The sequence below is a fragment of the Methylobacterium sp. A49B genome (assembly GCF_053346215.1).
On record NZ_JBKFBO010000091.1, the window covers coordinates 1 to 17,554 of the forward strand.

The 17,554-nt window shown below is 65.9% G+C and carries 25 protein-coding genes and 2 tRNA genes; 11 read left to right on the forward strand and 16 right to left on the reverse strand.

Going from position 1 to position 17,554, the window contains the following annotated elements:
* Positions 1–3: 3 nt before the first annotated feature.
* Positions 4–1,959 (forward strand): 1-deoxy-D-xylulose-5-phosphate synthase, encoded by a 1,956-nt coding sequence (gene dxs, locus ACLBX9_RS12735; RefSeq protein ID WP_447719223.1) that lies wholly within the window; start codon positions 4–6, stop codon positions 1,957–1,959.
* 80 nt (positions 1,960–2,039) lie between these two features.
* Here dxs and ACLBX9_RS12740 read toward each other — a convergent pair whose 3' ends face one another.
* Positions 2,040–3,131, reverse strand: coding sequence for a tartrate dehydrogenase (locus ACLBX9_RS12740; protein WP_010687319.1), 1,092 nt, complete (start codon positions 3,129–3,131; stop codon positions 2,040–2,042).
* A gap of 103 nt (positions 3,132–3,234) precedes the next feature.
* Positions 3,235–5,163, reverse strand: a complete 1,929-nt coding sequence (locus ACLBX9_RS12745) for a chloride channel protein (RefSeq protein WP_447719182.1) — start codon at positions 5,161–5,163, stop codon at positions 3,235–3,237.
* Between the two features lie 131 nt (positions 5,164–5,294).
* Between ACLBX9_RS12745 and ACLBX9_RS12750 the strand changes: the two genes are divergently transcribed.
* Both ACLBX9_RS12750 and ACLBX9_RS12755 read left to right on the forward strand, forming a co-directional pair.
* Positions 5,295–5,371, forward strand: a tRNA-His gene (locus tag ACLBX9_RS12750).
* Positions 5,372–5,515: 144 nt separating this feature from the next.
* Positions 5,516–5,686 (forward strand): hypothetical protein, encoded by a 171-nt coding sequence (locus ACLBX9_RS12755; protein ID WP_447719225.1) that lies wholly within the window; start codon positions 5,516–5,518, stop codon positions 5,684–5,686.
* A gap of 489 nt (positions 5,687–6,175) precedes the next feature.
* Here ACLBX9_RS12755 and ACLBX9_RS12760 read toward each other — a convergent pair whose 3' ends face one another.
* From ACLBX9_RS12760 to ACLBX9_RS12775, 4 genes are read right to left on the reverse strand one after another with little or no spacing between them, the layout of a single operon-like run.
* Positions 6,176–6,340 (reverse strand): hypothetical protein, encoded by a 165-nt coding sequence (locus ACLBX9_RS12760; protein WP_447719183.1) that lies wholly within the window; start codon positions 6,338–6,340, stop codon positions 6,176–6,178.
* Entirely contained in the window at positions 6,331–6,741 is a 411-nt protein-coding gene (locus ACLBX9_RS12765; RefSeq protein ID WP_447719184.1) for a hypothetical protein, read from the reverse strand. Before ACLBX9_RS12765 ends, ACLBX9_RS12760 begins: the two co-directional genes overlap by 10 nt.
* Positions 6,738–6,917, reverse strand: coding sequence for a hypothetical protein (locus ACLBX9_RS12770; RefSeq protein WP_447719185.1), 180 nt, complete (start codon positions 6,915–6,917; stop codon positions 6,738–6,740). The genes ACLBX9_RS12765 and ACLBX9_RS12770 overlap by 4 nt, the downstream gene beginning before the upstream one ends.
* A gap of 32 nt (positions 6,918–6,949) precedes the next feature.
* Positions 6,950–7,489 (reverse strand): hypothetical protein, encoded by a 540-nt coding sequence (locus ACLBX9_RS12775; RefSeq protein WP_447719186.1) that lies wholly within the window; start codon positions 7,487–7,489, stop codon positions 6,950–6,952.
* 86 nt (positions 7,490–7,575) lie between these two features.
* Here ACLBX9_RS12775 and ACLBX9_RS12780 point away from each other — a divergent pair, with 86 nt between their 5' ends.
* The 6 genes from ACLBX9_RS12780 to ACLBX9_RS12805 all read left to right on the forward strand — a co-directional run bounded on the left by ACLBX9_RS12780 (position 7,576) and on the right by ACLBX9_RS12805 (position 9,121).
* Positions 7,576–7,782: a ribbon-helix-helix protein, CopG family gene (locus tag ACLBX9_RS12780; RefSeq protein ID WP_447719187.1), complete on the forward strand. Its 207-nt coding sequence runs from the start codon at positions 7,576–7,578 to the stop codon at positions 7,780–7,782.
* Positions 7,779–7,979, forward strand: a complete 201-nt coding sequence (locus tag ACLBX9_RS12785; RefSeq protein ID WP_447719188.1) for a hypothetical protein — start codon at positions 7,779–7,781, stop codon at positions 7,977–7,979. The genes ACLBX9_RS12780 and ACLBX9_RS12785 overlap by 4 nt, the downstream gene beginning before the upstream one ends.
* A 39-nt stretch (positions 7,980–8,018) precedes the next feature.
* Complete coding sequence (locus ACLBX9_RS12790; protein WP_447719189.1) at positions 8,019–8,201, forward strand: hypothetical protein; 183 nt, start codon at positions 8,019–8,021, stop codon at positions 8,199–8,201.
* A gap of 6 nt (positions 8,202–8,207) precedes the next feature.
* On the forward strand, positions 8,208–8,579 hold the full coding sequence (locus tag ACLBX9_RS12795; protein WP_447719190.1) for a hypothetical protein: 372 nt from the start codon (positions 8,208–8,210) through the stop codon (positions 8,577–8,579).
* Positions 8,580–8,656: 77 nt separating this feature from the next.
* A complete protein-coding gene (locus tag ACLBX9_RS12800; RefSeq protein WP_010685507.1) occupies positions 8,657–8,845 on the forward strand; it encodes a hypothetical protein in 189 nt (62 codons plus the stop codon).
* A gap of 203 nt (positions 8,846–9,048) precedes the next feature.
* Positions 9,049–9,121: transfer RNA gene (locus ACLBX9_RS12805), tRNA-Ile, on the forward strand.
* A gap of 99 nt (positions 9,122–9,220) precedes the next feature.
* Here ACLBX9_RS12805 and ACLBX9_RS12810 read toward each other — a convergent pair.
* Positions 9,221–9,628 (reverse strand): hypothetical protein, encoded by a 408-nt coding sequence (locus tag ACLBX9_RS12810; RefSeq protein ID WP_447719191.1) that lies wholly within the window; start codon positions 9,626–9,628, stop codon positions 9,221–9,223.
* A complete protein-coding gene (locus tag ACLBX9_RS12815; RefSeq protein WP_447719192.1) occupies positions 9,625–10,179 on the reverse strand; it encodes a Panacea domain-containing protein in 555 nt (184 codons plus the stop codon). Before ACLBX9_RS12815 ends, ACLBX9_RS12810 begins: the two co-directional genes overlap by 4 nt.
* 341 nt (positions 10,180–10,520) lie before the next feature.
* Between ACLBX9_RS12815 and ACLBX9_RS12820 the strand changes: the two genes are divergently transcribed.
* A complete protein-coding gene (locus tag ACLBX9_RS12820) occupies positions 10,521–10,736 on the forward strand; it encodes a hypothetical protein (RefSeq protein ID WP_447719193.1) in 216 nt (71 codons plus the stop codon).
* Between the two features lie 3 nt (positions 10,737–10,739).
* On the opposite strand, the gene ACLBX9_RS12825 is transcribed toward ACLBX9_RS12820, so the two are convergent.
* The 4 genes from ACLBX9_RS12825 to ACLBX9_RS12840 all read right to left on the reverse strand — a co-directional run bounded on the left by ACLBX9_RS12825 (position 10,740) and on the right by ACLBX9_RS12840 (position 15,182).
* Positions 10,740–13,148 carry a phage tail tip lysozyme gene (locus ACLBX9_RS12825; protein WP_447719194.1) on the reverse strand — a complete coding sequence of 803 codons (2,409 nt, stop codon included), beginning with the start codon at positions 13,146–13,148 and terminating at the stop codon, positions 10,740–10,742.
* Between the two features lie 27 nt (positions 13,149–13,175).
* Positions 13,176–14,288 (reverse strand): phage baseplate assembly protein, encoded by a 1,113-nt coding sequence (locus ACLBX9_RS12830; RefSeq protein ID WP_447719195.1) that lies wholly within the window; start codon positions 14,286–14,288, stop codon positions 13,176–13,178.
* Between the two features lies 1 nt (position 14,289).
* Positions 14,290–14,439 (reverse strand): hypothetical protein, encoded by a 150-nt coding sequence (locus ACLBX9_RS12835; RefSeq protein WP_447719196.1) that lies wholly within the window; start codon positions 14,437–14,439, stop codon positions 14,290–14,292.
* A 95-nt stretch (positions 14,440–14,534) separates the two neighbouring features.
* Positions 14,535–15,182: a hypothetical protein gene (locus tag ACLBX9_RS12840; protein ID WP_447719197.1), complete on the reverse strand. Its 648-nt coding sequence runs from the start codon at positions 15,180–15,182 to the stop codon at positions 14,535–14,537.
* A gap of 231 nt (positions 15,183–15,413) precedes the next feature.
* Between ACLBX9_RS12840 and ACLBX9_RS12845 the strand changes: the two genes are divergently transcribed.
* A complete protein-coding gene (locus ACLBX9_RS12845; RefSeq protein ID WP_447719198.1) occupies positions 15,414–15,680 on the forward strand; it encodes a hypothetical protein in 267 nt (88 codons plus the stop codon).
* Between the two features lie 8 nt (positions 15,681–15,688).
* On the opposite strand, the gene ACLBX9_RS12850 is transcribed toward ACLBX9_RS12845, so the two are convergent.
* The 4 genes from ACLBX9_RS12850 to ACLBX9_RS12865 form a co-directional block, all read right to left on the reverse strand.
* Positions 15,689–15,871, reverse strand: coding sequence for a hypothetical protein (locus ACLBX9_RS12850; RefSeq protein ID WP_447719199.1), 183 nt, complete (start codon positions 15,869–15,871; stop codon positions 15,689–15,691).
* A 226-nt stretch (positions 15,872–16,097) separates the two neighbouring features.
* Positions 16,098–16,370 carry a hypothetical protein gene (locus tag ACLBX9_RS12855; protein WP_447719200.1) on the reverse strand — a complete coding sequence of 91 codons (273 nt, stop codon included), beginning with the start codon at positions 16,368–16,370 and terminating at the stop codon, positions 16,098–16,100.
* A gap of 10 nt (positions 16,371–16,380) precedes the next feature.
* Entirely contained in the window at positions 16,381–16,998 is a 618-nt protein-coding gene (locus ACLBX9_RS12860; protein ID WP_447719201.1) for a hypothetical protein, read from the reverse strand.
* Positions 16,999–17,009: 11 nt separating this feature from the next.
* Entirely contained in the window at positions 17,010–17,201 is a 192-nt protein-coding gene (locus tag ACLBX9_RS12865; RefSeq protein WP_447719202.1) for a ribbon-helix-helix protein, CopG family, read from the reverse strand.
* Positions 17,202–17,554: the final 353 nt, after the last annotated feature.

Genomic DNA, 17,554 nt, shown 5'->3' on the forward strand with positions numbered 1-17,554 from the left:
CGTATCCCGAACCCTGCTGCGTTGCGCGGTCTTCCGGAGTCGGAGCTGCAGGCGGTGGCGGACGCGGTGCGGGCCGAGATGATCGACGCGGTCTCGATCACGGGCGGCCATCTCGGCTCCGGGCTGGGCGTGGTCGAGCTCACGGTCGCGCTGCACCACGTGTTCGACACCCCCGACGACCGCATCGTCTGGGACGTCGGCCACCAGTGCTACCCGCACAAGATCCTCACCGAGCGCCGCGACCGCATCCGCACGCTGCGCCAGGGCGGCGGCCTGTCGGGCTTCACCAAGCGCTCCGAGAGCGTCTACGACCCCTTCGGCGCCGCCCACTCCTCGACCTCGATCTCGGCCGCGCTCGGCATGGCGGTCGCCCGCGACCTCGACGCGGCCTCCGCCAAGCAGAAGGGCCAGGCGCGCAAGCGCCGCAACGCCATCGCGGTGATCGGCGACGGCTCGATGTCGGCCGGCATGGCCTACGAGGCCATGAACAACGCCGGCGCCCTGCACTCGCGCCTGATCGTCATCCTCAACGACAACGACATGTCGATCGCCCCGCCTGTCGGCGCCATGTCGGCCTACCTCGCGCGGCTCGCCTCGGGCGGCACCTACCAGTCCCTGCGCGAGACCGCCAAGCAGCTCGGCAAGCTCCTGCCGAAGGCGCTCTACCAGCGCGCGGCCGCGGCCGAGGAGTACGCCCGCTCGCTCGTGGTCGGCGGCGGCACCATGTTCGAGGAGATGGGCTTCCACTACGTCGGTCCCGTGGACGGGCACAACCTCGACCACCTGCTGCCGGTGCTGAAGAACGTGCGCGACGCCGAGCACGGCCCGATCCTGCTGCACGTGGTCACCCGCAAGGGCAAGGGCTACGCGCCGGCGGAAGCCAGCGCCGACCGCTACCACGGCGTGGTCAAGTTCGACGTGGTCTCAGGGGTGCAGGCCAAGGCCAAGCCGAACGCGCCGGCCTACACGCGGGTGTTCGGCGAGAGCCTGATCAAGGCGGCGGACGCCGACGACCGGGTGGTGGCGATCACGGCCGCGATGCCGGGCGGCACGGGCATCGACCTGTTCGGCAAGGCGCATCCGGACAAGACCTTCGACGTGGGCATCGCCGAGCAGCACGCGGTGACGTTCGCGGGGGGGCTGGCGACCGAGGGCTACCGTCCGTTCGTGGCGATCTACTCGACGTTCCTGCAGCGGGCCTACGACCAGGTGGTGCACGACGTGGCGCTGCAGAACCTGCCGGTGCGCTTCTGCATGGACCGTGCGGGGCTGGTGGGGGCGGACGGGGCGACGCATGCCGGCGCGTTCGACCTGGCGTATCTGTGCTGCCTGCCGAACATGACGGTGATGGCGGCGGCCGACGAGGCCGAGCTGGTGCACATGGTGGCGACCGCGCACGCGCACGACACGGGCCCGATCGCGCTGCGCTACCCGCGCGGCGAGGGTGTCGGCGTCGAGCTTCCGGAGCGGGGCGAGGTGCTGGCGATCGGCAAGGGCCGTGTGGTGCGGCGGGACGCGGAGGCGCGGGTGGCGATCCTGAGCCTGGGCACGCGGCTTTCGGAGGCTCTGAAGGCGGCGGACACGCTGGCCGAGCAGGGCGTGGCGGTGACGGTGGCGGATGCGCGGTTCGCCAAGCCTCTGGACGAGGCGCTGGTCCTGGAGCTTGCGCGGGACCACGAGGTTCTCCTGACGATCGAGGAGGGCTCGCGGGGCGGGTTCGGCGCGATGGTTCTGCACCTGCTCGCCGAGAAGGGCGCGCTGGACGCGGGGCGGGTGCGGGTCCGGACGATGACCTTGCCGGACGCCTACCAGGACCACGACAGCCCGGAGAAGATGTACGCGCAGGCGGGGCTCGACGCCGCCACCATCGTCAGGACCGCGCTCGATACGTTGCCGGCGGAGGCCGGCAAGACCGAGCAGGCCAGCAACGTGGTGAGCGTGCGCCGCCGCCCGCGCTGAAATCGGGTCGATCGGACGGCGCAGTAATCCCCTCTCCCCGCGCACCGGGAGAGGGGCCCCACGGCCCGGCCGGCAAAGCCCTAGCCCAGCGCCTGCTCCACCGCCTTGCCGCAGGCCTGCGTGTCGGCATTGCCGCCGAGGTCGCGGGTGCGCAGCGTCCGCTCGGACAGCACCCGCTCGATCCCGCCGACGATCTCGGCCGCCGCCGCGTGCTCCCCGAGATGCTCCAGCATCATCGCCCCCGACCAGATCTGGCCGATCGGGTTGGCGATGCCCTGGCCGGCGATGTCGGGCGCCGAGCCGTGGACCGGCTCGAACACGGAAGGGTGCACCCGCTCCGGGTTGATGTTGCCGGACGGCGCGATGCCGATCGTGCCGGTGCAGGCGGGCCCGAGATCCGACAGGATGTCGCCGAACAGGTTCGAGGCCACCACCACGTCGAACCGGTCCGGGTTGAGCACGAAGTGCGCCGTCAGGATGTCGATGTGGTACTGGTCCCACGACACGTCCGGATAGCCCGCGGCCACCGCCCGCACCCGCTCGTCCCAGTAGGGCATGGTGATCGAGATGCCGTTCGACTTCGTGGCCGAGGTCAGGTGCTTCTTCGGGCGCTTCTGGGCCAGATCGAAGGCGAACTTCAGGATCCGATCGGTCCCGTGACGGGTCATGATCGTCTCCTGCAGGGCGAATTCCCGCTCGGTGCCGGCGAACATCCGCCCGCCCGCGTTCGAGTACTCGCCCTCGGTGTTCTCGCGGACCACCCAGAAGTCGATGTCGCCCGGCTTGCGGTCGGCCAGCGGGCACTTCACCCCCGGCATCAGCCGCACCGGGCGCAGGTTGGCATACTGGTCGAATTCCCGACGGAACAGGATCAGCGAGCCCCACAGGGAGATGTGGTCGGGCACGCGCTCGGGCATGCCGACGGCGCCGAAGTAGATCGCGTCGTGGGTCTCGATCCGCGACTTCCAGTCCTCCGGCATCATCCGGCCGTGCTGCTCGTAGTAGTCGCAGCTCGCGAAATCGAACCAGTCGAGCTGGAGCGCGAAGCCGTGCCGCTTGGCCGCCTGCTCCAGCACGCGCACGCCCTCGGGCACCACCTCCTTGCCGATGCCGTCGCCCGGGATCACCGCGATGCGATAGCGGCGGGACTGGCGGGTGTCTTGGCCGGGCATGGATCCTCCACGGGTTTCGGCGTTTGGGTCTCACAGACCCCGGGTTGCAGCCGCCAGGGTGATTGGTGCTGGCCCGTATCCGGTCAACACCCCGGCCTGACAATCAGTCGCTTTCCCCCGCCATGGCCCGGCGCTGGCGGTCGAGCTCGTCGCTGTAGCGCTTGAGGGTGTGGCTCTCGGTGAGCAGGCCCAGCACCTTGCGGGTCTCCGGCCCGTCGACCACGGCGAGCGCCTCGCTCTCGGTGCGGTCGAAGGCGGCCGCGGCGTCCTTGGCGTTCATGCCCGGCGTGAGGAAGGCGTCGGCGTGAAGCAGGAGGTCGGCCAGCACCGGCTGCGCGGCGGCCGCGGCGTCCCGCGCGGCCGCGTGCGCCTCGGGCACGTTCACGATCCCCGCGTAGCGCCCGCGTCCGTCGACGGCGATCACCCGCGAGGGCGAGCCGAGGGGATGGGCCCGCAGGAAGGTGGGCAGCGGCGTGTCGAGGGCCACCGTGCCGGGATCCCGGCGCATCAGCCGACCCACGGTGAGCGAGCGGATCCAGCCGACATCGTGGGGACTGCGGATGCTCTCGCCGCGCAGATGGAAGCGCCATGTGGCGAAGGAGTAGCCGAAAGTCTTGCGCACGGTGAGCGAGGACGCGATCACCGCCGCCAGCACGACCCCGGTGATCGGCAGGCTGCCGGTAACCTCGAGCGCCAGGAACGTCATGGTCAGCGGGCCGCCGATGATGGCCACCGCCAGCGCGCTCATGCCGATCACCGCATAGGCGAGCGGGGTGAGGCCGAAATCCGCCAGTGGCGGCACCAGCACCGGCGCCAGGGCCGCGAACAGCTTGCCGGCGATGGCGCCGAGGAACAGCGAGGCGAAGAACAGGCCGCCGCGGAACCCGGAGCCGATCGAGATCGCCGAGGCCGTCGCCTTGGCGGCGAACAGCCCGGCGAGCACCGCGATCCCGTGGCCCTGCCCCTCGGCCGCGAAGTGCATGTGCAGCGCGCCGTGTCCGCCCGAGAGCACCTGCGGCGTCGCCAGCAGCGCCAGCGCGCCGACGCACAACCCCCCGAAGGCCGGCGCGGCCGCCCGCGGCACCCCCGAGGCCTGGACCAGCCGCTCCACCAGGGTCACGCCTCGCATGATCAGGACGCCCAGCGCCGCGCAGAACAGCCCGAGGGCGAGGCTCGGCAGGATCTCCATGCTGGTGACGTGGGAGGTCGTGACCGCCTGCATGTCGCCGAGATCGACGAGCGGCTGCGCCTCGATCAGCGACCGCGAGACGAGGTTGCCGCAGAGCGCCGCCACGACCACCGGCGTCAGCGTGGCGATGGAGTAGGTGCCGATGATCAACTCGAAGGCGTAGAAGGCGCCGGCCAGCGGCGCGCCGAAGCCCGCCGCGATGGCGCCGGCGGCGCCGCACCCCACCAGGGTCCGCAGGTCGCTCCGCCGCACCTCGAAGGCGATCCCGAGCCTCGAGGCGAGGCCGGCGGCGATCTGCGTGTAGCCGGCTTCCAGCCCCACCGAGGCGCCGCACCCGTTCGAGATGACGTTCTGAAGGGCGAGGTAGACGCTGTCGCGCAGGGACATTCGCCCGCCGTGCAGAGCGTTCGCCTCGATCGGGTCGATGGCGGGGCGCTTGCGGGGACCGCGCACATACTGCATCGCCACGATCAACGTCCCCAGCAGCGCGCCGCCGAGGCAGGGGCCGACGAGCAGGAGCGCCGGCGTCACCGTATCGGCCGCGCTGAGGCGCAGGCCCTGGGGCAGAAGGAAGAGCAGCTCGCGCAGGCTCTGGGTCACCCAGCTCATGGCGGAGACGGCCGCCCCGGCGATGCAGCCCACCAGGGTGGCGAGCGCCACGAGTCCGCCCTCGCTCCGGCGGACGAGGCTGCGCAGGCGTCCCGGAGCCTGGACGATCCCGGCACCGGTCCAGCGCCGACGGGTGCGCCCGCCCGAACCGGCCGCCTTCCGGCCCGGCGCGTCCGCTGACCTCCCGGCGGAGCTCTGCCCCTGCTCCGCCGCCGCTGGCTGTCGCGCGCTCACGGTCGGTTCCTCGCCCTCCGGTCCGGCCCCTGCACTTAGGGTCCGATTGCCTGCTGCGTCCACCGGCCCTGCATCCCGGCGCACAGATCGCCTTGAAAACCGCCGCGGCCCACGATACACCGCCCGCCAGTGCCGCCGTAGCTCAGTTGGTTAGAGCACCAGATTGTGGATCTGGGGGTCCCCCGTTCGAGCCGGGGCGGTGGTACCAAGGACTTAGCTGGTTTCAGTCAGCTCGAAAGTGGACCAGGGGTAACGCTGAGGGTAACAGCGACCTCTGGTTTTCTTTTGCCCGCACGGATTGTGCGAACTGCATCCTTTGGCGGGGTGACGTCCTCGAACCGAGGAGGATGCGTTGGTCTACGTGCTCATCATCATGCTGGCCGGCTCTGGATCGGGCGCGGCGGTTGGATCCGTCGAGTTCACCACCAAGGAAGCGTGCCAGGCGGCTGCGAAGGCGATTGCTGACACTGGTCGCCCCTTGGCGGGCGCCAACGCGGTCACCGTGTGCGTGGCTAAGGGCTAAGCTCGCACCGGATTTGCGAGCGGCGTTCGTGACTGTGTCGCACAGCCTTTGCTAGGGTTGAGCGCCGACCTCCTCTCGGCCACCACGCCCGCCCGCGGACGTCTTCCCCCGTGTGTCTCAACCGGGCGGGCGTGGATGCTGAGAACCGGCTTAGCGAAACGGACACCGTGTCCGTTTTCAAAAGTGAAGCCGTGTCGTGTTTGGTCTCCCCGGACCTGGGGAGCGCAAAACGGAAACCGTTTCCGTTTTCCAAAAGCGAAACCGTTTCGCATTTGGCCGACCGAGCGTAGGCTATCGAAGTCGGATCGTCCTCCGACCTTCCACGCCCGCTACGCGACCTCCTTTGCCCAAAGGCCGAGCGGGCGGGCGTGGATGTTGAAGGGTTGTGCCCCTTTCGGCCATCGTCCGTTCGGTCGTAATTGAACATAAGATAGCCAGGGGGTTCCGTTCTGTTCGGGGCCAAGGTGGGGGACGCATCCCCCACCTCTGTCACCGTAGATCCGCTCGCGCGGCCAGGGCATCGGCTAGCCGCACCCGCTCCCGCGACCGCGCGAAGGCATCATCACCCTCACGGTAGAGGCGTTCTGACCGGGCCAGATCGAACCGGGCGAGCCGGATCATCCGGATGGCGAGGAAGGCGTAGATCAGGCGCATAGCTTGATCACCTCCCGCAGCACGGTCAGGACGAGCCGCTGGCCCACATCTAGGCTACCTTCGTCCCTTTGGTCTCTGAACGGCAGTGCGTGATCCGAGAAGTCCTTGAGGCAGAGCTGTGCTTTGGCCTGCAGGTCCGACAGGGAGCGCGATGGCTCCGCGATAGCCCGATCAATCACGGCGTCGGATAGGTCACCCTCATCACTGATCCGGGCGTCGTCCCACTCCTCGGCGATGGCCGCGGTGTTGATGTAGTCGACATGCCGCATGGCCCAGAGACAGGCCTCGGCCAGATCGGACCGAGGCGCAGCCGCTACAGAAGGTAGGGCCATGACGGCCCCACCTGTGAGCGGTGCCGCGAGGATAGCGCCGAGCGCGGTGCGACGGGTGGAAGCAGTCATCGTTCCCCCCTCGCTGCCTCGAAGGCTTCATCCCAGCGAGTGGCGAGCCGCTTGCCGATTTCGAACAGCACGCCGCTGATGACGTGAATATCGTCGCCCTCAATGGCGTGATCGGAGGACGCGATATGACTCAGGACAAGGGCCCAGCGGCCAACGTCCTTCACATCGGTCTCCATCTCCGCGATGGGGCTGAAGGCACACCGCCGGCTCATAACCGCGCCCCCCGATCCTTGCGGGCGCGCATAGCCTCGGCCTGCCTGCGAGCCTTGCGGGCGCCGTCCGCCACCTGCGGATCCCATCGATGCATTCGCGGAAGCACGTCGTCCGGCTGTGGGTCGTGCGGCTCATCCTGGATGTCGCCGCCGTGTTCGTTTTCCTCCTCGCGTTCGTCGCCAGCGTCCTGCTCGCGGTCGTCGGCGCTGCCCTCGGCCCAGCGCTCCTGATCGGTAAGAACTCGTGGGCCGAGGCCGAAGCCAGACCCGATCACCGGCTCCGGCGCCCCAAGGCTGGGCTCCGAGTCGGGATCGCCGTCGAGGGCATCTAATAAGGCGAGGTCCGCCTCGATCCGGTCGGCGATCCGGCGGCGCAGCTCGCGGATGCGCTGGCGGTCAGGATCCGCAGCCTGCATGGCCGCGAGGGCGATGGTGACGGGGCCCGGCTGCCGGCCGAGCCCCTGGCCTAATAAGGGCTGCGGGCTGCCGGACAGGCGTAATAAGGGCGTGCGTGTGCTATGGGCGTGGGTAGCCATGCCGCTCTCCGAACAGAGTGGTGGGGTTAGGCCCGGTGTGGGAGCTTCCATCTTCCCGCCGGGCTGCATCCGTGATACCACGAACTATGTCGAAGTCAACTCGTGCAACCACGAAAGTGCGAGCGGTTCGCAATCCCGAACCCGGCACACCCATCCAAGTGCGGTTGCAGCCAGCATTACTGGCTGAGTTGGACGCGTGGATTGCTGCAGACACAGAAACAGCGCGATCACGCCCTGAAGCGATCCGCGAAGCCCTCACCGAGCACCTGAAGGCGAAGGGCTATCTCAAATGAGCGATCCCGAACCCGACGCCGATTTCCGCGAGCGGCTGCTGCGAGAAGTTCCTGACGGCGATCGGGATCTCGTGTTGGGAGCGTCGGGAAAGCAGCTCGACGCGTTGGGTCGCAAATACAACGTGTACCGGACCGGTGTGCCCCTGGATGGATTCGATGGCTTCGAGAATGGCGGCACCGAAGATGACGACGCCTAACCCCCTCACCGAGTGTCTGAAGTTGAAGGGTTATCGGAAGTGAGCGATCCGGAGCCTGACGAGCTGTTCCGTGCTCGTCTCCTGCGCGTCGTCGTCGACAACGAGCGGCATCTTGTAAGAATGGCCTACGGTGCGTTCCTCGATCACATCGGCCGGAAATACGGACGGTTCAGGACAGGCGTGCCTCTGAAGGGGCTGGACGTTCAGGGCAAGCGGATCTGACCGGGTGTGAAGAAACCCGACGGAGCTCGCCTCAACGTTCTGATCGAGAAGGTCGCCGCATCCCGCGAACCCTCGCGCGAGCTGTTCGCCGATGTGTGGTTCGCCACGACCGGTAAGCCGCATGCCGACATCAAAGTGCGGTTCGCCCTGTTCATGGAGGCGAAGGCCTGGACCGACGCCGCGTTGATCATTGCTGCGCACGCTCTTCCAGAATGGGGTGTCGTGACGAGAACTGGCCCGGGACCGGGTGAGGCCAAGATGCAACCGCCGGGGGTGCGGAGTCGTCGCTACCAGGGCCTGGAGCCTATCCGGCATCCAGGAGGCGCCGCGCTAGCGGTCCTGCAGGCGATACTTCAGGCGAAGGTGGCGGGGCACTGAAGCCGAAACCTTCAGACGGCAGTAACCAACTTGCCGGATGAGCGTTGTGAAGGTCTCCTCAGTCATCCGGTGCCGCCATGCAGCCGCAGCTTATCGCGTTCAGCGCTTGTTGCCCCGTCGACATGAGTGAGCCGACGCGGGACGAACTGGTGGCGATGGCGCGTCGCACGTTCGGTGACGCGGCCGCCCAGGAATTGGCCGATCACCTCGCGGTATCGTCCGAAACCTATGGTGTCGGCGGCGATAGAACTAACGGCGAAGGATAGACCTCCGAGCCGCGCCGCAGCCCTTCCAGCAGGACTGCGATGGCGGAGGCATCACGACCCGGCACTGATAGGGGTGCCGTCGGCAACTCTCTAGCGAGGCCACGGAAGCAGGCGGCCTGATCGGCGGCCGCGCAGACCTCAGGGCCAAGCTCTAGGCCGCCCTCAAAGCCGCCGGCGTCATCTTCCTCGACGAGAACGGCGAAAGGCCTGTAGCTCAACGGTTAGAGCCGACCGCTCATAACGGTCTGGTTGCAGGTTCGAGTCCTGCCGGGCCCACAGAAGCCGCGCCCTGCTAAGGTAGCGTCGAAGGCAAAGCGGCCTAGTTTAAGTCCGCTAATTATTACCAAGCAATAAGCGGCTCTGATTGAGATCTGATCATATGAGGCAGGCTGTCACTGCTGCATGCTGGGCGCGGCTGATGTCTTCGCTTTCTAAAGCGCAATCTTGAATTTCGCGAATAATTGCGTCTTTGAAGGTGCACACCGGCTTGATAGTGCCTTTCACGCGCAATCGAAGGGCTTCTTTGATGTCGATTTCGTAGAATTCATTTAGGCAAATCCAAGTGGTTTTCTTAAGGTACGTCACGTTGGGAGGAATGAAGAAGTTATGTAGACGATCTTTGGGCTGGCAGCCATAAACCGTGCCTTTACCCTTTTGTCTTGATGTTGTTTTTGCAACTATCGCGATATCCCCGATATTTCCCAACACAACGAAAAGTTTTTCACCCGACTCACCATCATGAAATTCAAATTCTTCGTGAAAAAAGACTGAGCCAGGGGTCATCCCAACCGGCTCAGCAATTCTTTCCTGTCATCCACGACTTGCCGCATAAATTCTGCTTCGTCGGGTCGGAGTGCCATGTCATACGGTATTGGTGCTTGGCGCTTGCCCTGCTCTTCATATACCTTATGCCAAGGTAAATTCTCTAAGTGTGTTTCCTCGACCATTTGGTCTGCGGATGCGTTAAAATATCTATCGCGGAGGTCGTGAAGTATACGAATTTCCCTTTTCGAGAAATGACGATCCTCGAACGGAATTTTTGGATCAATGGTGAGCATTGCTCGATCCCCGGCAACGATGCGCTCACCAAAAGTTATTGCCTTGGCTAAATCCTCGCTCGGCATCGTGATTTCTTCATGCAAAGCAACGGGCACTGGTCCCATTGGCCAAGCGTTGTAGTTAAGGCCGGTGACACTTCGGCCTGTTAATTTATAATGCTCAAAATCGAGAAAATACAAAAGCTTGTAGAGCTTTGTTTTTCCTAATTTCCGTGTATTCATTGCAAAGAAAATGATCGCTTGGATCAGTTTCTCGCGCTCGTGCAGAACAAGCATCGCTTTGCTCCTATGCACCGGAGTGGCGATGGCGGAAGACAGGCCGCTTGTTAAACCGCAGGGTAGTGCAGATGCGCATCGGCCAACCCTCCCCGCGGTCGTCGTGCCTACCCTACAAAGGGGTATCAGCCTGTGGATATGTGCGTGGTATGCACGCTGTCCACACCTTCTAACGCATGTTCTTAGTCCGTTCCATGCGTAGATTGACTGCATAGCGTCGCAGCCACAGCAGCCCTGCCGCTCATCCACATTGCTGAAGAGCCATCCGTAGGCTCGACACCAACACCCCGCCAGCTATCCTGCCAGAGTGCGCGATATGCGCGGACCACTGGAGAAGCGCCGTGGCCGAGTTCCCAAGCCGCGTCGGTGAGATGCGCCCTTTCTTCGGCAAGCGCTACCACTTCGAGCCTCAGCCGGACATCACGGCCTACGAGCTTGCTCAGATCATCAAGGTGGTGTCCGGCCAGACTGGCGGCGTCTCACTGAACCGCGCGCTTGAACTGCCGAACGGGATATACGGAGAACTCGCGCGCCACTTCCGCGTCGAGGAACACTGAACCCTAATCCGCCTTCGCCATCTGCCGCCCGTGGTTCTGCACGATGTCGCGGAAGAGGTTTCCCGTGGCCGAGGTCGTGACCCGCGCATCGGGCCCGGCCTTCTGCACGTTGACCGTCACGGAGCCGTTGTTCTCGACCTTGGGTCCGGCCACGATGCCAGCCCTGCCGGCTGAGGCGTCGAGGCGGCCCTCGCCCTGCTGCATCGCCTCGAAAGCTTTCCTGGCCTTCTCCCGGGCTGCCCAGGCTTCGCCGTCCGCGCCTGATGCCTGCGGACGCTCCATGCCTGCGACCCGCGGGCGATCCGCGTCGGCGACCGCTGCATCCGGCCGGAAGCCCCGGTAGAACCGCTGCCGCTCCGCGATGGCTCGCCGGGTGTTCTGCGGCGCCTCGAAGTTCTCCACGAGCGCGCCGAGGATGGTGTTGGGATCGTCGCTCTCCAGCGCGCGTGCGGTACGCCGGAACCGCGGGTTGGAGCGGATCTCGTCGATGGCCGCGCGGGTCTGGTCCGTGACGGATAGATCCTTCGGGTACGCCCCAAACTTCCGACGGATCGCCTCGGCGCGCGGCGGGTCCCACTGCACGATGCCTTGCGACATGTGCAGGCGATCAAAGTGATGGTCCCGCGGATTGGCGAGCGACTCGCCGCTCATGTTGGCTACGAGGGCGCGCGCGGCCACATCGGATAGCCCTTCCGCACGGGCTGCGCGGTAAGCCTCCTGCTGGTTGCTGGACAGGCGGCCGCGGGCGACGGAAGCGCCGCCCGATCCGATCGGAGGCAAGGGGGCGCTCTCAACCCGCGGACGGGACCCACCCAGCCCGTTGAACCGACCACCCGCCGAGCCCTGCTCGCCGCTGTAGCCGGGACCGGAGCCGCCGCCGGGCAGGTTGGCGCCGCGCCCAAGCCCAGGCATCCGCCCGAAGCCGCCACCGCTGAACCCTGCCGTCTGGACACGAGCACCCGCGAACGGACCGTCGCCGTCTGCGGAGCTTTTCTGAGCCGTGGCGCCCTGCTGCGCCTTCATCTGCTCGGACAGGCCGTCGATCGATCGGCGCAGCTTCTCCGTCGACTCCCGGTAGTCGCGGTCGCGCTCCTCCGGCGTGCGAGCCTTCAGACGGGCCAGCTCGGCCTCGGCGGCCGTGAGCTTCTGCTGTGCAGCCTCCGGGCTATCGATCAGACCCATGCGCTGCTGGGTCCGACCGATGAGGTGCTGCGAGGCCTCGTTCGCTACATCCCGCAGCTTCCGGAGGCGATCCACCTCCTCCTGGGCGTTGATCTCGTCATCGCCCTTCATGGGGGCGAGCCGGCGCGCCAGCGGACCGCTGCCGCCGTCCAGGTGCCGGAACGACTCGACGTACTTGCCCTCGTTGAAGGAGCGGATCGCCGCGGCGATTTCCTTCACGTCATTCATGAGGGGCGTCACAAGCGCGGTGGTCGCAAGCAACATCTGCTTGGCGCTCTCGCCGGCCCCCTTCCAGTCGATGGCGTTCAATTCGCGGCTGATGTCCTGAAGGCCAGTACGCAGCCCCTTAACGAAGTCACCGCGCTGATCCTTGGCGATGCCGTCGATCCACTGGGTGAACTCGGATGCGAACGGCAGCACCTCCCGGGCGATCGTCGTGCCGATCGTCTGCATCGAGGTGCGCAGGTCGGCGATGGCCTGCTCGAACTTCTCGGCCTGGAGGAGGGCCTTCGGATCAAGTGGGCCGAGCCGTTCCTTCGCTGCGTTCCACACGTCGCTCAGCTTGCCGAGGTGCCCGTCCGCTAGCCGGCCGAAGTCGGCGTTGCCGAACAGGCGCTGGGCGAAGATCCCACGCTCGACCGGGTTCTTGATGCTCTCCATGAACTGGAGGCTCTTGCGGAGCTTCTCGCCCTCATCCGTCGTGCCGCGGATGTCCTGGGCGAAGTCCTGAAAGGCTTTCCGCCCGGCCGCGTCGGTGCCCTGCCGGTTCAGCCACTGATAGGTCTCGCCGATGCCGCGGGAGAACTCCCTCATGTTCCCGGCGAAGGTCTTGGTGCCGGAGGCCACGGCATCCTGCTCCAGCCCGAACTTGCGAGCCACCGCGCCCAAGGTCTGCAGCGTGCCGGCCGCCACGCCCGTCTCACGGCTGAGCGCGCCCAGGCTCGACAGGTTGCTAGAGAGCTTGTTCAGCGACATCGCCACGCCGGCCACCGCCGCGCCGGCCGTCAGGCCCGTCACGCCGACGGTCGCCAAAGCGGGGTTAAGGACCGTCGTCGCGGATCTTGCCGTGGACTGGATCGCGGCCTCGGCCTTGCCCATGCCCTTCGCCAGGGTCTCGCCGTGGCTGGCACCCTGCCGGGAAACATCCAGAAGCTGCGAACGGAGGCTCTTGAGGGGGCCGCTGAATGCATCGACCACTTCCGCGCGCATGCGCAAGGCTTCATCGGCCATGCCGGCCTCCTATGTCTATGAGGGCGCTCAGGTGTAGAGCCCCGCCGGGGTGCCGCCGGAGCCCTGGCCGGCGCTGGACTGGGTCTGGCCGCCGCCGTTGTAGGCTTTCGGCAGGACCAAGTTGATGTCGGTGGTGGTGCCCTGCGGCCCCTGCGAAGAGGTCACGGCCTGGATCGCCAACTGCATGCGGTCCTTGGTGAAGAGCATCGGCGAGTAGACCGACACGACATCGCCGATATGCTCAAGCCAGAGGCTGTTCTGGTCCTTGAACCAGCCCTGGACCTTGATGTTCACATTGACCTGATTAGCGAGACTGAACCCGTTTTCGTGCTGGGCCCGCATCCGCATGTCGGCCTGATCGCCTGGCATCTCTGCAATCAGGCGAAGAGGCGCGTGCTCGATGACCGCCGAGTTCTTCACCGTCGCGGTCACGTCCCGGGAGGCGTCACCGAAGGTCTGATCGTTGCCGGGCTGCTGGCCAATGGACTGGATCTCGGAAAAGGCGTCCCCGTAATCAAAGACCGCATTCCCGGCGAGGATGTTTCGACCTTCCTCCAGCTCGGCGATGGAGCCTGACTTAGCCTTAAGCCTATAGCCGATGATGTCCGTACCTTGCCCAGGCAGCAGGTAGATGTTTCGGAACCGGCACAGGCGCTCAATGAACTCAAAAACGGTCTCGCCGACCTGCACGTTGACTTTAGGAAACACCTTGTCGGCGTCGGACGTGTCGCCCTTGAGGCTAAACTTAACACCGTAAGGCTTGAGAACGGCATTGGCGATCTGGCTCAGTGAGTAGTTTTTGAACTCACCTTTCTCATGGTCGATGGTGCTGCGTGCGATCACCTGCGAGCGGGTCGTGCCCGTGATCTGCAGGCCGTGCTCCTTGGCATCGTAGGCAGGCTGCCGGCCGGTGATGCGCCCCTCGGCAACGGCCTGCCGCCCACCGAGGTAGACCTCGCACGGATCACCGATCCCGAGCTTCATGGAGGCGAAGTCCGGAGCACTCTCGGCCGGCGCGGCTGCCGTGAAGGCGAACTTCGGGAACAGCTCGACGCCGGACCGGGTGACCGACACCGTCTGCCAGTTGAGGTAGCGCTTTCCCTTCACCTGGATGGATGCGACTTCCTGCGGCTTGGGCATGTCAGTCGGCCTTCACCCAGCGGGAGCCGTTCCAGCGCAACCGCACGCCGAGCAGGGTTCGGATCTCGCCGATGCGCGGCGGGGCGTTGGAGGGGACGGGCTGGGGGGCTGGCAGGTCGGCCACCTCGCTGACATCACTTATGGTCTGCAAGGTCGACTCCCCTTCTCATCATGAAGAGGTCCATCTCCAGCACGATCTGCTCGACCGCCTCGCGCAGCACGAACTCCCGATCCTTCGGGTCGGTCTCAAAGAGCTTCTGTGCGAGGTCCGTCGGAAGGTTGCGCAGACGCTCGCCGGTTCGCCGCAGAACTGCGTTCAGCTCGGGGTTGCCTGTGTCCGCGTCCTCGCCCTTCAAGATCTTCGCTACCATGTTGCCCGTCATCAGCTTCACCTTCCTTGCCTCTATTTTGCAGCCGGCTGTCGTCATCGCTCCCAGAATTCACGATGGCATCGGCAAGTTCATTCAGGGCATTGTGCACAAGGTCTTCGGCCCGTCCATGAACGTTTTCTTGATACTCGCGCGGCACGAGCATTCTTAGTTTGCTTGGCAAGCCGAGAAAATGATTGCGAGCGGTTACCACCATTGCTGTCCAAGCTGCCACAGCGTCATCCGCTGAGACGAGCTTGCCTAACGATACGTCGTTTCGCAGTTCGGTTTGGATCGCGAGCGCCCGATCCTTGCGAGCCCGCTCCTGCGTCGGGTCCAAGATCTCGCCGTTCGCGTCGGGCGCCGGCCACATCGCGCGGATCGCCGTGAGGATGAACCAAGCCGGATGACCCGCCTGCTCTCCGTCCGCAGGCACACGCTTGAGGGCGTTGGCGACGGTGCGCCGATCGGCGTCCAACTCGACGGCCAGCGCATTCAGCGACCACAGCCGCTTCGTCATCGCCATGTTCAAGTTTCCGGTTTGCGTTGTGGTGGAACTTGCAGTCCGCTGCGCCTGCGGAGTTATCGGACTCGGGCGGACCCTCGGCCCTGACCACCCCTGGGAAGGACCCCAGGACACACATCAGGGCACCCTCCGCGCGGAGATCCCCGTTGGGTCCCACCTGTCCCGGCCCTCAGGACGCTGCAGGGGCGCGTGTGCTATAGTGTCCAGACCGACGAACCGATGGAGGTTCTGATGGACGTAGTGCACTCGGTCATGATCACGGTGTTCGTCTCCGTGGCCATCTTGCCGATCACAGTCTTCCTGTATCTGCTGACGAGACCGAGGCGACGGCAGGTTGGCTACACCTACGGCGGCGGTGGGGATGTGAGCTGGAACAGCAATCCTTCGAGCCCGGACTCCAGCACCTACGGCGGCCATAGCTGCTCGCACGGCGGCTCCTCCAGCGACGGCGGCAGCTGTGGTGGTGGAGACGGCGGTGGCGGTGGTGGAGGCGACTGACACGGTCGTCAGCCTCGACGGAATGCAGTGCCGTTGGCCTGAGCGTCCTCGGCGGACTCGTGGAGCAGATCAGGCCGGATCGGCGCCCGCTCGGTGTTGCCGATGCCGTGGGCGTCACCGCGATCGACGGGCGTGGTCTCGATGACCGGCACGTCGGTCTTCACGGTGGTGTCGGGCTTGGTTGTAGCCATGAGACTCTCCGGACTGTCGGGTGAGGAGACCGCAGCGGGGTGACCCCTCCGCCGCGATCTCCGAGGTTCCCTGCTTGGTCAGGGAGTGCAGCCTCGCCGGCCTTTGGATCCCCGGTCCCATGGCCATGGTCGTTCGGGGACAGGCTGGCTTGTCGCTGTTGGGCTGACTGCATCGCCCTCAATGGCGCGGGGAGAAGGCCCGTAGGCTTGGACCCGCGCAATTCCTTCAGCCGGTACGCTTCCAGCGGCTGCCGTCAGCCGCGTAGCGCTCCTGGCCAACCTGATAGGCGGTGCCGGGAACATGCAGATCGCGCCGGCTCTGCTCGACGGCGGAGCGGGTCTGCGGGCCCTTAGCCTCGTCCTGGCGGTTTTGGGCTGACCAAGCGGCCATGCGCTCAGCCTGAGTGGGCTTGCGCTCGGGAGCCACCGGCTCGGGCTTATTGAGGACGCGGCGCCAAAAGGCGACGTTCTCGGCGGTTTCCTGTCGGCTGATGGTCATGACGGTGGTCTCACCAGATGGGGGTGGAGCGATCCAAGCCGGGCAGGCGCACCCGGTTGGCGATGGAGCTGTGCGGCTGGTCAGGCCGGTCTTCCCAGCTGCAGCGGGGCTCACCGGTCGGGACTGGATCGGCGCCGTCAGGCAACGCGTAGTTGGCAGCCTCGATCAGCGCGGCGCGCTCGCGGATCCGCTCCAGCAGCGGTACCAGGCGCTGCGCCTCGGTGACGTACTCGGCGGACAGCTTCTCAAGCTCGGCGCTGGCCTTCATGGCCTTGCGGTGATGATCTCGGCGGCGCTTTTGCTCGACCTCGTGCGCGGCCTGCGCCTCGGTCTCAGACACCAACGCCGCGGCGTGCTGGGCATGAGCCTGAGCCATCCGGATCCGAGCGCGCTCAATGCTGGCGTCGAGGTCGGCGACCTCCTCCGGCGAGCCGAGCAGGAGCATGTCGGGCCGGCTCGCGAGCAGGGCATCGCACTGACGTCGCGCGTGCTCGCCCTCGGCGAAGATCTGCGCGGAAGTGCGGGGCTCCGATGGCGCCACCGGCTTCAGGTCAGGACGGCTGCGGCCGAGGCTGACGTACGGCGCGACGTGGCGGTCGGTGCGGATGTTGGCGATCGGGAGGTTCATTCCGATCTCCCTCAGGCTGCACGAGCGAGGGCGGCCGCCGGACCGGCGGGTCGGGGACCGTCGTCCGGGCTGAGACGAACACCGTGACGAGCGAGATGCGCGCGCAGGCTCTGGCGCGTGAACTCGGACATGGTCTGGCCGCGCTGGCGGGCGGTGGCCTCCACGGCTCGGGCGAGGTCGGTCTCGACCTTCAGCCGCAGCAAAGCATCTCGACGAAGAGGATTGGTCATAACGTGGCTACGCCTCAGACACTCCATAGCCAAATTGATTAGCTACTTTTGGAGCATCCGCAAGATTGAAAACAGTTCTTCCTGCCTGCCATCCCGTGATTGGCGTTGTGCTTAGTTATGCTTCGTTGCTTTATGTGATGTTCAGTGCCGGAAATTCATGTCAATATGCCGCATCTCAATGGATGGACGCTGAATAGGGGCAAATATGCTCTAGCATGCGTCACGCTACCGGAGGCAGGTCCGTGCGCTCCTTCGTGACCCCCTTAGTCGTACTGCTCGCCACCGCCTTGTGCGTCGGATTTGTCAGTAATCGGACAGTCGCTAGC

Excerpts from the sequence above, each read along its gene's own strand:
- ACLBX9_RS12740 (WP_010687319.1), bottom strand. The coding sequence starts at position 3,131 with ATGCCCGGCCAAGACACCCGCCAGTCCCGCCGCTATCGCATCGCGGTG.
- ACLBX9_RS12760 (WP_447719183.1), bottom strand. The coding sequence starts at position 6,340 with ATGCGCCTGATCTACGCCTTCCTCGCCATCCGGATGATCCGGCTCGCC.
- ACLBX9_RS12765 (WP_447719184.1), bottom strand. The coding sequence starts at position 6,741 with ATGACTGCTTCCACCCGTCGCACCGCGCTCGGCGCTATCCTCGCGGCA.
- ACLBX9_RS12770 (WP_447719185.1), bottom strand. The coding sequence starts at position 6,917 with ATGGAGACCGATGTGAAGGACGTTGGCCGCTGGGCCCTTGTCCTGAGT.
- ACLBX9_RS12775 (WP_447719186.1), bottom strand. The coding sequence starts at position 7,489 with ATGGCTACCCACGCCCATAGCACACGCACGCCCTTATTACGCCTGTCC.
- ACLBX9_RS12780 (WP_447719187.1), top strand. The coding sequence starts at position 7,576 with ATGTCGAAGTCAACTCGTGCAACCACGAAAGTGCGAGCGGTTCGCAAT.
- ACLBX9_RS12785 (WP_447719188.1), top strand. The coding sequence starts at position 7,779 with ATGAGCGATCCCGAACCCGACGCCGATTTCCGCGAGCGGCTGCTGCGA.
- ACLBX9_RS12800 (WP_010685507.1), top strand. The coding sequence starts at position 8,657 with ATGCAGCCGCAGCTTATCGCGTTCAGCGCTTGTTGCCCCGTCGACATG.
- ACLBX9_RS12810 (WP_447719191.1), bottom strand. The coding sequence starts at position 9,628 with ATGACCCCTGGCTCAGTCTTTTTTCACGAAGAATTTGAATTTCATGAT.
- ACLBX9_RS12815 (WP_447719192.1), bottom strand. The coding sequence starts at position 10,179 with ATGCTTGTTCTGCACGAGCGCGAGAAACTGATCCAAGCGATCATTTTC.
- ACLBX9_RS12825 (WP_447719194.1), bottom strand. The coding sequence starts at position 13,148 with ATGGCCGATGAAGCCTTGCGCATGCGCGCGGAAGTGGTCGATGCATTC.
- ACLBX9_RS12830 (WP_447719195.1), bottom strand. The coding sequence starts at position 14,288 with ATGCCCAAGCCGCAGGAAGTCGCATCCATCCAGGTGAAGGGAAAGCGC.
- ACLBX9_RS12840 (WP_447719197.1), bottom strand. The coding sequence starts at position 15,182 with ATGGCGATGACGAAGCGGCTGTGGTCGCTGAATGCGCTGGCCGTCGAG.
- ACLBX9_RS12845 (WP_447719198.1), top strand. The coding sequence starts at position 15,414 with ATGGACGTAGTGCACTCGGTCATGATCACGGTGTTCGTCTCCGTGGCC.
- ACLBX9_RS12850 (WP_447719199.1), bottom strand. The coding sequence starts at position 15,871 with ATGGCTACAACCAAGCCCGACACCACCGTGAAGACCGACGTGCCGGTC.
- ACLBX9_RS12855 (WP_447719200.1), bottom strand. The coding sequence starts at position 16,370 with ATGACCATCAGCCGACAGGAAACCGCCGAGAACGTCGCCTTTTGGCGC.
- ACLBX9_RS12860 (WP_447719201.1), bottom strand. The coding sequence starts at position 16,998 with ATGAACCTCCCGATCGCCAACATCCGCACCGACCGCCACGTCGCGCCG.